Annotated in this window: 7 protein-coding genes, 2 rRNA genes and 1 pseudogene; all 10 read left to right on the forward strand. The window is 46.4% G+C overall.

Annotated features, from left to right (window positions below; genetic code table 11):
* Positions 1–139: 139 nt before the first annotated feature.
* Positions 140–256: ribosomal RNA gene (gene rrf, locus F456_RS0121135) — 5S ribosomal RNA — on the forward strand.
* A 183-nt stretch (positions 257–439) separates the two neighbouring features.
* On the forward strand, positions 440–2,212 hold the full coding sequence (locus F456_RS23280) for a sensor histidine kinase (protein ID WP_040925455.1): 1,773 nt from the start codon (positions 440–442) through the stop codon (positions 2,210–2,212).
* On the forward strand, positions 2,184–2,969 hold the full coding sequence (locus F456_RS0121145; RefSeq protein ID WP_018979021.1) for a response regulator transcription factor: 786 nt from the start codon (positions 2,184–2,186) through the stop codon (positions 2,967–2,969). Before F456_RS23280 ends, F456_RS0121145 begins: the two co-directional genes overlap by 29 nt.
* Positions 2,970–3,076: 107 nt before the next feature.
* Positions 3,077–4,402 (forward strand): extracellular solute-binding protein, encoded by a 1,326-nt coding sequence (locus F456_RS0121150; RefSeq protein ID WP_018979022.1) that lies wholly within the window; start codon positions 3,077–3,079, stop codon positions 4,400–4,402.
* 90 nt (positions 4,403–4,492) lie between these two features.
* Positions 4,493–5,371, forward strand: coding sequence for a carbohydrate ABC transporter permease (locus F456_RS0121155; RefSeq protein WP_018979023.1), 879 nt, complete (start codon positions 4,493–4,495; stop codon positions 5,369–5,371).
* 60 nt (positions 5,372–5,431) lie between these two features.
* Positions 5,432–6,280: a carbohydrate ABC transporter permease gene (locus F456_RS0121160; RefSeq protein ID WP_040925456.1), complete on the forward strand. Its 849-nt coding sequence runs from the start codon at positions 5,432–5,434 to the stop codon at positions 6,278–6,280.
* A gap of 632 nt (positions 6,281–6,912) precedes the next feature.
* Positions 6,913–7,026 (forward strand): 5S ribosomal RNA (gene rrf, locus F456_RS0121165).
* 565 nt (positions 7,027–7,591) lie between these two features.
* On the forward strand, positions 7,592–9,391 hold the full coding sequence (locus F456_RS24965; RefSeq protein WP_229675742.1) for a right-handed parallel beta-helix repeat-containing protein: 1,800 nt from the start codon (positions 7,592–7,594) through the stop codon (positions 9,389–9,391).
* 605 nt (positions 9,392–9,996) lie between these two features.
* Positions 9,997–11,601: a right-handed parallel beta-helix repeat-containing protein gene (locus F456_RS24970; RefSeq protein WP_018979027.1), complete on the forward strand. Its 1,605-nt coding sequence runs from the start codon at positions 9,997–9,999 to the stop codon at positions 11,599–11,601.
* A gap of 595 nt (positions 11,602–12,196) precedes the next feature.
* Positions 12,197–13,190: pseudogene (locus F456_RS24705) on the forward strand (hypothetical protein); the annotation flags it as partial.

A 13,190-nucleotide genomic window follows, 5' to 3' on the forward strand; every position in this document is an offset into this window, starting at 1 on the left:
AATCCTGATTGGGCTTTAGCAATAAAGCCGCTAAGCGAAATGTTTGAATTGGAGCGAATTTTGGATTCCCTACCCGAGGATGTCTCATCCGCAGGAAGGAACCAAGCAGAGCGAAAAGGCAAACATGGAGCGCCTATGGTTTGGTGGTGATGGCAGAGGGGTTCCACACGTTCCCATCTCGAACACGACCGTTAAGCCCTCTAACGCCGATGGTACTTGGACCGCAGGGTCCTGGGAGAGTAGGAAGCTGCCAAGCCGATGAAAAAGAGCCTTTTCCGTGAACAGCGGAGAAGGCTCTTTTGTTATAGGGTATTTTTCTTTTGAAGAAATGTTTTGCCTGGGTGGATTGCCACCTTGGTACTTCGCGCTTATAATGGCTCTATTCGAAGTCCTAGCTGCTTCTAAATTACTTACTTCAAAAAAGAAAGGCGATATGCCGATGCTCTCGCGTCTTCAAAAATGGAATACGCTGCGTAATCAGATCTTGACGGTATTCCTTGTTGTTATGGTGATGGTACTACTGATCGTAAGTTTTCTGACCTTTAGATCGGTTTCCTCGCTTTTAAAAAACAATGCGGAAATGCAAATTCGACAGGTTGCCATTGAGGCAAGCGGACGATTCGATTCGCTGTACGAACAGGTTAATATGGTATCGAAACTGGTCACCACAAACGGACAGGTGCAGCAGGCGCTGGCGCAAAATCATTATGATCAGCCGGTCAGCTTCAAAGAACGACAGCGGTTGAAGGGAGTCGTGAATACGATTCAAGCTAATGCCGAAGGCATTTTTTCGTTCGAACTCTATACGGGGGGATTGGAACGAATGCTGCCGCTTGACGACTCCCGGTTAAGCGCTCGAATAACCGCTGACTGGATCCGAAAAGCGGATGAAGCAAAGGGGCAGCTGGTGATGCTCGGATCGGATCCCAGTGATCATAACTATTTTCTTGCGATTCGCAGGGTGAATTTGATGGAGCATAATTACGTCAAAGGAGGATACCTGCTGATCAGCATTTATCGCTCTTACTTCCAATTTGCCAATCAAGAGCTTGCCGATCAGACGAATCAGTACTCCATTCTTTTGGATCGGCAGACGCAGCCTTTAACGTCGAATTATGATGGCCCGGTGGAATCTCTTTTGAGTATTCCGGATACAACGGTGCAGATTCGCAATATGGATTATATTATGACCAAACAATCTTCCGCAGCAACCGGGTGGACCGTTTTGATTTTGACTCCTGTAAGCGCTCTTACCGAAGGGGTTAACGTTGTGCGCTACGGCATCGTTTTTTCCGGCTTTATCGGTTTTGCGATTTACTCCATCTTTTCCTTCTTTCTTTCAACAATGATTACGACTCCAATTCTCAGATTAACCCGAACGATGCAGCAGGCCGGGGAAGGTACGCTGACACTGAATCCTGGAGTTTCTACAGTCAATGAAATCAATGAACTGAACAGTACATACAATCAGCTTGTAAAAGAGACAAATCACTTGATTCACATGGTCTATCAAAAAGAGATCATACGCAGCCACAGTGAACTCAGAGCTCTGCAAGCACAGATTAATCCGCATTTTTTATTCAATGCTCTGGATGCGCTGCGCTGGTCGCTCGAGGACAACGATCAACGGGACTTGGCTGAGCACGTCGTTGCCATGTCTAATTTGTTCCGGTATACGATTACCAAGCAGTCCGGCGAAGATTGGGTACCCATCAAAGATGAAATTCAGCATATCGAAGATTATATGGAAATCATGAAAATGCGCTTTGGAGAGCGATTAAAGTGCCGAATTTCGATATCTTCCGAATGGGAACAGATCGAAATTCCGAAGCTGCTCATTCAACCGTTAGTAGAAAATGCCGTACTGCATGGAGCCGGAAACAAGTTAGGCGACTGTACGGTCAGTGTAACGATACAGCCAGCTGAGAAGAAGAGTCTTCGAATCGTCGTACAGGATGACGGCCCGGGAATGGATGAACAGAAGCGGAGTGAAGTGGAGGCTTCGATGGAGAAAGAAGGCGTACGTTCGACTTATGGTCAAGGCATGGCGATTTCTAACGTGTATAAAAGGCTGCGCTTATACTATCCGAATCAGCCGCAGGAGAAGGTTTTGTCGATCGAGAGCGAGTTAAATCGCGGAACGCGCATATTTTTTGAAATACCGATTAACGGAGGGATGTATGATGCACGCCAAGACGATATTGGTCGTTGATGATGAACCGAGAACAAGACAGGGAATCAAGAAGATGCTTGATACCTGGGGAGAAGGCAGGCATTATATTCTGACTGCGGAAAGCGGAAGAGAGGCGATTGAGATCATTAGGCGGGAGAAGGTCCATATTCTGCTCACCGATATACGCATGCCGGAAGTTACAGGGCTTATGCTGCTGCAAACGATGAAAGAACAAAATCTTTTTCCGGTCGTGATCGTGATCTCTGCCTACTCCGAATTCGAATATGCCAGGGAATCGCTGCGTCTAGGCGTTGTCAATTACTTGCTTAAGCCGATTAGCAGAACCAAACTGATCGAAGCGGTAGAGGATGCACTACGCGTTGAAAAGAAGCAGGAGCGTACGGAAATGATCGAGAAGGTAGTGGATGACCGGTTGGTAAAAGCAAACGAGAACAGCCGGGAGGCCAGAGAACCAATTCGCGATGCTATCCAATACATCGATCAGAATATCCAACAGGAAATCACCCAAAAAGAAGTGGCGGATCATGTACATCTAAATCCCAGTTACTTCAGCGCGCTGTTTAAGGAACAAACAAGGATGACCTTCAGTGAATACGTAACGCGCCGCAAAATTCAGCATGCCAAGCAGCTTCTGATTACGACGAACCTGCCAATCGGCGAAGTAGCGGAGGAATCCGGTTATAAAACGGCTAAATATTTTATCAAAGTCTTCAAAGAATTCGAAGGAATTACTCCAAGCACTTATCGCAAACTCCAAAATGAAAGGGCTTTCTAAAAAAAAGAGAATTTTAGCCAATCGCTGTTACCTTACGCCCTTATCCTCCGAATGATAGACTTTAACTACGCACAACGTACTGCATATCTTTCAAGGGGGTAATCGAATTGGCTAAAAAGAGAGCGCTTTATATTTTATTGTCCGCGGCTACGCTAATCCTTTTCGTATTGTCGGGCTGTTCTTCTTCGGAACCGACGGCCAACGGAAGCGGGGCAAATAACGCAAGCGGCGGTCAAACGGTCGTCAAATTCATGCATTTGTGGCCGGAAGGCAGTTCGAACGCCCAGTACACGATCGCCGACAATATCGTCAAGGAATATGAAAGCAATCATCCGGACGTGAAGATTCAGACCGAGATTTTGGGCAACGATCAGTACCGGGATAAAATTAAAGTCCTGGCTTCTTCCAACGAGCTTCCCGATGTCGGAATGACATGGTCGGACGGATTCATGCAGCCTTACGTTCAGGGCAACTTGTTCACGCCGCTCGACGACGTTATCGAGACAAACCTGAAAGACGCTTTTATCCCGGGCGTGAAAGAATCGTATGCGATCGACGGCAAAACGTACGGCATGCCGCTTGAGCTGAACATCTCCTACATATTCTATAACAAGGAAATTTTCGAAAATCACAATCTGGAAGTACCAAAAACGTTCGAGGAATTCAAAAATGTAGTCAAAACTTTGAATGATAACGGTGTCATTCCTGCAACCGTAGGCAATAAAGAAGGCTGGCCGGGTTCATTCTGGTTCATGTATCTGGCCGATCGGATCGGAGGCCCAACGATCCTGACCGACGTCATTGACGGCAAACTGCAGTTCGACGATCCGGCTATCGTACAGGCTGCGACCGAAGTGCAAAATCTGGTGGATATGAATACTTTTGAAAAAGGCAACAGCGGGCTTTCCAATGACGAAGCGAAAGGCTACTTCATGAACGAACAAGCGGCTATGTTCTTGACGGCAACCTGGGAACTGCCAAACTATACGACCAGTCCCGACGTTGACCAAGCCTTTAAGGATAAGATCGGCTACTTCAAATTTCCGCTGTATGAAGGCGGAAAGGGAACCGATATCAACAGTTACGTAGGCGGCCCTGGAGTCGGATTGTTTGTGGCGGAGAATTCGAAAGTAAAAGATGCCGCCAAAGATTTCGCTGCTTTCTTTGTTAAGGAATGGGGCGCTCGCTCCGTCACCGAAGCCGGTGTCATTCCAGCGACGAAGGTTGATACGGAAGGTATGGATCTCAACCCGATGTATACAGAAATTCTCAACGACCTGAACAGCGCATCCAATGTCACAACTTATTTCGATACCCAAGCAAGTCCGAATGTGGCCGAACTGCATCATGATTTGATCGCCGCCTTGTTCGGCAAGCAGATCACTCCGCAAGAATTCGTCAAGCAGACGCAGGATGCGCTGGACGCCGAATAATCATTCTTCGGAACGTCCCGTATCTCTTCATTGAAGAGGGCATATGGCTCATATGCCCTCTTCTTTTATCCCAAGGGAGGGAACGAGGCAATGAAAACTGTCATGTCCAATAAATGGACGATTGCACTTTATGTATGGCCGGCACTGCTGCTGATCGGCTGCCTGATTTATATTCCGCTTATCATGACCGGCTATTACGGAATGCTGGAGTGGAACGGATTCGGGCCTAGGGAGTTTATTGGTTTGGAAAATTACAGCCGCTTGATGCAGGACAGCATGTTCTGGAAAAGCGCCTACCATTCTTTTCTGCTGGGTCTTTTCTCTACGGCCAGCTTGCTGCTGTATTTAGCCGTCTCCTTGATTTTGGCAAGCAAAATCAAAGGGGCAGAATTGTTTCGCAAAATTTATCTGATTCCCATGCTGCTTTCCTCGGTTGCCATTGCCCAGCTGTGGTCTAAGATTTTCGACCCATCCAACGGAATGATCAATAGATTGCTCATTTCATTAGGCGTAGAGAACCCGCCGCTCTGGCTGTCGGATCCGAATATCGTCCTTTTTGCGATTTTCATACCGATCATCTGGCAGTATGCCGGATTCTATATCATCATTTACGCCGCTGCGCTGAAGAACGTACCGGAAGAAGTTGTCGAAGCTGCCCGGATCGATGGAGCTACGCCGCTGCAAATCGCTCTTCGAGTCAAGCTTCCGCTTATCTCTTCCGTATTCAAGGTAACCATTGTGCTTGCGCTGGTCGGCTCCCTGAAATATTTCGACCTGATTTATGTCATGACGGGCGGCGGCCCAAATCGCGCTAGTGAAGTCATGGCCTCGTATATGTACGGAGAAGCTTTCACCAAGTACAATTTCGGCTACGGAAGCGCCATCGGATTCGCCCTGCTCGTCATCTGTCTGATTGTGACTTGGTTGATTCGTAAGCTTACTACGTCCAAGGACGACTACCAATACTGAAAGGAGGCATAATTTATGAGCGAGTTTGCAGCAAAGAAGCAGTCGGACTTGGGTAAGGAGATGTCGAAGAGTGGACGTTCGGTCGGCAGCAGGCTGGGAACAGGACTGCTCTATCTGATACTCAGTATCCTGGCCGTTTTTCAAATCTATCCCTTGTTTTGGTTATTCCTATTCTCCTTGAAAACAAATCAGGAAGTCTTCAGCGCTTCCCCGTTTTCTTTTCCTCAGGACCCGCAGTGGGGCAATTACGCCAAAGCTTGGACGCAGGGACATATTAACCTTTATTTTTGGAACAGCGTCTGGTATACGGTCGCCGCAGTCGTGCTGACCATCCTATTCGCGAGCTTCGTTACCTTTGCCATCACCCGCATGTACTGGAAGCTGAATCGGCTGGTGCTCGGCTTGTTTATGATCGGTTTAATGATTCCTCTGCACTCGACGCTGATCCCGCTGTTCAGCTTTTTCAAAAACATCGGACTGATCGATAATCCGCTGTCCATCATCCTGTCTTATACGGCTTTCAATTTACCGCTGACGATCATGATCCTGCTCGGCTTCTATCAGACGATCCCCCGGGAGATCGAAGAAGCGGCCGTAATAGACGGCTGTTCGGTGCATCGTATTTTCTTTAGGATCGCACTGCCGCTGACAACGCCGGTTATTGCGACAACGGCCATTATCAATATGATCTACAATTGGAACGAGTTTGTGTTTGTTAACACGTTTATCAACTCGGATCGCTGGAAAACGCTGACGGTCGGGGTCAACAGCTTCGTCGGGCAGTACTTGACAGACTGGGGCGCGATTGGAGCGACACTTATGATCAGCATTATTCCAATTTTGATCGCTTTCATTATTCTAAGCAACCGAATCGTGGAAGGGATGGCCGCCGGTTCCGTCAAAGGCTAACGTAATCGGAGCGCACGAGCCAAGCGATGAAAAAAGGAGGAAGGTTACGCTGCAGCATGAAGACAGGGGTAATTCGAATGTCAGGATGAAAGACGCATTCGATCGACCCTGAAAATAGAAAAACCGGCATCGTCGAAACGACAATGCCGGTTTTTTTGCATGATTTAGACTGGATAGGAGGAATAGGAGGTACGGCAGATTATTCGACAGGATGATCGCAATAATTTCTCTTATAGAAAACAAAATCGTGAAAATATAAAAGCGAAATAAATATGCTGCGATTTTCGAACGAATCACGACTGAAATCCTGCTTGGGTTAAATCACCCGGAGACCGTAGAGTGAATACTCTCAAAAAACGCCCTAAGGCTTTGTATTCATTCGACACCTTCTTCTCATTCTTTTCATCTCGACTCCGTGTTGGCGCAAAGGTAGATCGTTAGGATCCAGTTTTCAGGGTGCAAATATTGTTCGGCTTTGCCGACACAAGATTTGCCTTTGAACTTGGCTTTAGTAATAAAGCCGCTAAGCGAAATGTTTGAATTGGAGCGACTTTTGGATTTCCCAACCGAGGATCTTTGATCTGAAGGCAAGAACCAAGTGGAGCGAGAAGGCAAACATGGAGCGCCTATGGTTTGGTGATGGCAGAGGGGTTCCACACGTTCCCATCTCGAACACGACCGTTAAGCCCTCTAACGCCGAGGGTACTTGGACCGCAAGGTCCTGGGAGAGTGGGAAGCTGCCAAGCCGATGAAAAAGAGCCTTTACCGTGAATACGGTAGAGGCTCTTTTGTGTTTTCAACAGTGAATAGAATGTTGCCATTCCTGCAGTACGGTTTACCTTTTCTTTTCCCGTAGCCCTATTAGGCTGGGAACGATCGATCCAGGAGTGAAGTTACGTATAAATAAGGACTAACAAGCATGATTTAGGCTTTATATAGGAAGAAAAATTCTAGAACTTAGGACGAGCAGGACCTTAATCAAGCTGCGGTAAGCAAAACTGAAGTAAAAGCCCACTCGTAGAAGAAGACTCACAGAATGAATAGAAGTTACTCCCAAAAAGCCCCTGGAGGTTTTTTATTGAGTCTATACCTTCTTCTCATTCTTTTCCATCCAATTCCAGCTATGATAAAGAAGTCAAAGGGGACAGGCAGATCGGTGATCCGGTTGAATGAATAAATCTTGAACCTTAATTATAAATCTTCAATTTAAACAAATGATTGAGTTAGAAAAGTGTGCTGAGAAAGAATGAATTTTTTGAATAGTTAGTTCGTATGGTGCAAACAATCAACCATTATTGGAGGAATATCAGAGTGAAAAGAAATAAAGTCATTCAAGCGGTTTTGGCACTTTCTTTGGTAGTCGGAAGCGGTACAGTTGGAATGGCACAAGCACAAGCGGCTGCTCCTGTAGAGTATAAAGCTTCTTCCAATTTCAGCAAAGATACGCAAGGCTACCAGCAGTGGTATTACGGCCAGATGACCAATGGACAATATGCAGATTTGACCTACAATGCGTCGACAAAGCAGTGGGAAGGCGCTAACGGTTATCCTTGGATAAGTTCAACTGACCTGTATCCAAGCGAAGATTCGGATGCCGTTAGAAAATGGATTTCTCCAGGTGAAGGAACGGTTTCTATTACGGCAATGGCAAGAAAAAGAAATAAAAATGGAGATGGAGCCATTGCCACTATTCGCAAAAACGATTCGGTTCTTTGGACGGAAACGTTAGTGAGCGCTAAAACATTTAGACCCGACGATTTGAATAATATTCCGGTTGAGAAGGGAACAGAAATCTACTTTATTTTAAATAAAAAAGATAATGCTGATTCTGATCAAACACTGTGGAATCCGACAGTGACTTTTACCGAATCGAGCATACCAGCACCAGAACCAGAGCCACAACCAGCACCAACACCAACACCAACGCCAGCACCAACACCAACACCAACACCAACACCAACACCAACACCAACACCAGCACCAACGCCAGCACCAACGCCAGCACCAACACCAGCACCAGCACCAGCACCAACACCAGCACCAGCACCAACGCCAGCACCAGCACCAGCACCAGCACCAGCACCGGCTGCTGACACGGTTTCAGTTACAAGTTTTGGAGCTGTAGCCAATGACGGCAAGGATGACTTGAAGGCCTTTAATGCGGCAGCAAAAGCTGCTAAGTCGCAAAAGAAAAGTTTATCGATTCCGGCTGGAGAATTCACTTTGAGCAATCTCTTCGTTGTTGACGGCATCAGAGTAGTAGGCGCCGGCAAGTCGTCGACCGTACTCGTTTCGACGAACCCGGAAAGAGGATCGATCGATCTGAAGGGCGACAAAGTTGAACTCCGCAATCTTAAACATGAGTATAAAACGACGGTTCCAAGAGGAAACGGAGCACACGAGAAAAACAGTATTACAGTACGCAGTGCTACTAACTTTGTAATTGACAATGTTCATGTTAATAAGTCGAGTACGGCAGGCATCATGATTACTTACGGCTCCGCCAACGGAACGGTAAGCAACAATCTGGTTGAAAATACCGGAGCGGACGGCATTCACATGACGAATTCCACTAACGCGATGACTGTAGAAAACAATGTAGTACGCGGAGTAGGCGACGACTGCATCGCAGTAGTCAGCTACAAAGATGGCGCAGATCTGCCGGTAAGAAACATTACGGTTCGCGGCAATGATGTGGGCTACTACTCGAAAGCTCGCGGTATTACAGTTGTAGGCGGCATGGATGTGCTGATTGAAAACAATAAAATTCAGGATACGCAAATGGCAGGGGTTTATATCTCGGTCGAAGGTTCATACAACACACAGGACGTAAACCGGGTTAAAGTCAACAACAATACAATCAACCATACGGGAATGCAGAAACCACAGAATCACCCGAATATACTCGTCTTTGCTTCGCAAGGTGTGATCGACAATGTAGAGTTCAACAACAACATGATCACGAACGGCGTACACCGCGGTATCGGCGTATGGGGGAATGCAACGATCAAAAACATTACGTTCCGTCAAAACACGCTGATCAATACCAACGGTCCAGCAACCACCTTTACTAACGGGATTATCAAACTCATCGATAACATCGGCTTCTAATAGAAATTCAATTCAGTTGTACTTGTTCATTTGCAGTCTATCGATCATCATCCAATCTTCTCTCATAAAGATTTGAATTCGCAGGGACCAGCTCGCAACTGGTTCCTGTTTTTTATTGGCATTCCATCCATTCAAGACGAAGAAGCACAGATGTAGGTAAAAACAGCCAAACTGATTCGTTAGAATTGAAAAATCCCCTTTTTAATAAGTAGGTTTCTAGGCTAAAAGGAATGTCGAAAAATGGAGCAAGTCCTGCAAGGTAACTAACTTTTTATGAACAGCTAGTTCCTGAGATTCTAAAGTGAGCTTTCTTGTAAACTGTCAAAGGGAATCACCGATATAAGTGCATGTAAGGGCAAAAGCCCGAACTTATAAGGTTCTTTTACAGAAAATTATTCAAATCCGCTTAGGTTTGCTTCTAGGCTTACCTCTCTTTTATTTCAAGTATTTCATTTTCATTCATTGATACAAAGAGAATGCTTGCATGTAAGAAAAGTGCGATTTGAGTCGTATTATGTAGAAAGTAACCTGATCCAAATCTCTTTCTTGCACAGAAAAGGCTGGAATAAGTCGGGTAAAACTAACATCATTGGGGGAACATCAGAGTGGGCAAAAATAACGTAATTAAAATGGTTCTGGCTTTTTCCTTGGCTCTTGGCAGCGGCGTAATGGGAGTTGGACAAGCTCAAGCGAATACGGCTGCACAATATAATGCTTCCACGAGCTATAGCACGACTACACAGGGTTACGGCCAGTGGTACTACGGTCAAATGACTAATGGACAATATACGGATCTGAAATATAATACGACAGTAAAGCGTTGGGAAGGAACGAACGGCTATCCTTGGGTGAATGGAAGTGACATGCACCCGGGAGATACGTCGGATGCCGCAAGAAAGTGGGTATCGCCGGGCAAAGGAACAGTATCTCTGTCGGCTGTAGTAAGAAAAAGAAGTGGCGACGGCGACGGAGTTGTTGCAACAATCCGCAAAGACAGCACAGTTTTGTGGACAAGAACACTGCTCAACACTGCAGACAATACACCGGATAATCTAAACAATATTCCGGTTGAGCAAGGTACAGTCATTTACTTCAGCATCAATAAAAAAGACGGAAAAAACTTTGATCAGACTTTATGGACTCCGACAGTAACCTTTACACCGGCTAGTACGACGCCAGTGGTTGATACAAACAGTATTTCGGTTACGAGTCATGGTGCGGTAGCGAATGATGGTAAGGATGATCTGAATGCATTCAATACGGCAGCTAGAGCAGCCAAGTCTCAAGGGAAAACGCTGACTATTCCGGCAGGCGAATTCATCTTAAGCGACGTCTTGGTGATCGAAGGCATCAAAGTAGTAGGTGCAGGTAGAGCGTCGACCACACTGGTCTCGACAAACCCGGAAAGAGGATCGATTGATCTGAAGGGTGACAAAGTCGAACTCCGCAATCTGAAGCATGAGTACAAAACGACGGTTCCAAGAGGAAACGGAGCACATGAGAAAAACAGCATTACAGTACGCAGCGCTACTAACTTTGTGATCGACAATATCCATGTGAACAGAGCAAGCACGGCAGGCATCATGATCACTTATGGCTCTGCTAACGGAACAGTAAGCAACAATCTGATTGAAAATACCGGAGCAGACGGCATTCACATGACAAACTCCACGAACGCGATGACTGTAGAAAACAACGTAGTGCGCGCAGTCGGCGACGACTGCATCGCAGTGGTCAGCTACAAAGATGGCGCAGATCTGCCAGTAAGAAACATTACGATTCGCGGCAACGATGTAGGCTACTACTCAAAAGCTCGCGGTATTACGGTGGTAGGCGGCACAGACGTACTGATCGAAAATAACAAAATCCAGGAAACACAAATGGCAGGGGTGTATATCTCGGTAGAGGGTTCGTATAACACGCAGGATGTGGATCGGGTTAAAGTCAACAACAACACCATCCGCTACACAGGAATTCAGCAACCGCAGAATCACCCTAATGTACTCGTCTTTGCTTCGCAGGGCGTAATCGACAATGTAGAATTCAACAATAACATGATCAGAGACGGTGCAAGCCGCGGTATCGGCGTATGGGGAACTGCAACGATCAAAAACATTACGTTCCGTCAAAACACGCTGATCAATACCAACGGCGCAGCAACCACCTTTACTAACGGGATTATCAAACTCATCGATAACATTGGCTTCTAAAAGATCTTCAATCCAGTTGTACTTGTTCATTTGCAGTCTATCGATCATCATTCAATCTTCTCTCACAAAGATTTGCTCCTGCAGGGACCAGCTCGCAACTGGTCCCTGCTTTTTTATGCCAATATTCCATTGATCTAAAAATCAAAAAAACGGGATACGGGCAAAACAAACCATTGAATCCTTAAAATCCCTCTATAAAAAGCAAAGCTCTAGGCTAAAAGGAGTGCCAGAAGGTGGAGATTGTCCTGCGGGGTCACTGGCTTTTTATGAATAGCTAGTTCCTACGATTCTAAAGCAAGCCCTTCTATAAACTGTCAAAAGGAATCACCGATATAAATGCATGTAAGCACAAGAACCTGAATGGATAGGCACTTTCACAGACTCTTCTCGAATCCACTTGTGTTCGGTTTTATGCTCAGCTTTCTTTTTACTTCTAAATGCTTCATTTTCCTTCACTAATGAAGGAGCGTAATTGAATGAAAAGTAAGTGAAGTTAGAATCGAATTTTGTGGGGGCATTCTTTCAAGGAGCCTTTATTTCTAAAAAGGCTGAAACAAGTCGGGTAAGAAACTAACATCATTGGGGGAACATTAAAATGGGTAAAAATAAAGTGATTAAGATGGTTTTGGCTCTTTCCTTAGCAGTTGGCGGCAGCGGCGTAATGGGCATGGAACAAGCACAAGCGTCTTCTACTACACAGTATAGAGCTTCTTCAAACTACAGCACAACTACGCAGGGACATCAGCAGTGGTACTATGGAGAAATGATTGACGGAAAATATTCCGACCTACAATACAACGCGGCAAGAAAGCAGTGGGAAGGGGCAAACGGTTATCCTTGGGTAAGAAGCAGCGACTTGTATCCAGGAGAAACTTCAGATGCTGTGAGAAAATGGGTTTCTCCAGGGACTGGAACAGTTTCCATCGCGGCCATGGCAAGAAAAAGAACGCCGAATGGAGACGGAGGCATTGTAACCATTCGCAAGGATGATACGGTTCTCTGGACAGAAACACTGGTCCGTGCCAAAACTTACTATGCCAAAGATCTGAATAACATCCCGGTTGAGCAGGGCACAGAAATTTACTTCATTTTAAATAAAAAAGGTGATACCGTATCCGACCAAACGTTGTGGAATCCGACAGTGACTTTTACTGCCGCTAGCATCACGCCAACACCGGAACCAACACCAACGCCGGAACCAGCACCAACACCGGAACCAGCACCAACGCCGGAACCAACACCAACACCAACGCCGGAACCAGCACCAACACCGGAACCAGCACCAACGCCGGAACCAACACCAACGCCGGAACCAGCACCAACACCGGAACCAGCACCAACGCCGGAACCAGCACCAACACCGGAACCAGCACCAACGCCGGAACCGACACCAGCACCGGAACCAGCACCAACACCGGAACCAGCACCAACGCCGGAACCAGCACCGACACCAGCACCAGCACCAACACCGGAACCAACGCCAGCACCGGTACCAGATGCGAATGCACTTTCGGTCACCAGCTTCGGCGCTGTGGCAAATGATGGCCAAGATGATTTGAGCGCTTTCCAGGCAGCAGCTAAAGCAGCGA

It is taken from the genome of Saccharibacillus kuerlensis DSM 22868, from assembly GCF_000378145.1.
GTDB classification, from domain to species: domain Bacteria; phylum Bacillota; class Bacilli; order Paenibacillales; family Paenibacillaceae; genus Saccharibacillus; species Saccharibacillus kuerlensis.

Bases quoted from the DNA above. Each gene is read 5' to 3' on its own strand.
- F456_RS23280 (WP_040925455.1), top strand. From the start codon at position 440: ATGCTCTCGCGTCTTCAAAAATGGAATACGCTGCGTAATCAGATCTTG.
- F456_RS0121145 (WP_018979021.1), top strand. From the start codon at position 2,184: ATGCACGCCAAGACGATATTGGTCGTTGATGATGAACCGAGAACAAGA.
- F456_RS0121155 (WP_018979023.1), top strand. From the start codon at position 4,493: ATGAAAACTGTCATGTCCAATAAATGGACGATTGCACTTTATGTATGG.
- F456_RS0121160 (WP_040925456.1), top strand. From the start codon at position 5,432: ATGTCGAAGAGTGGACGTTCGGTCGGCAGCAGGCTGGGAACAGGACTG.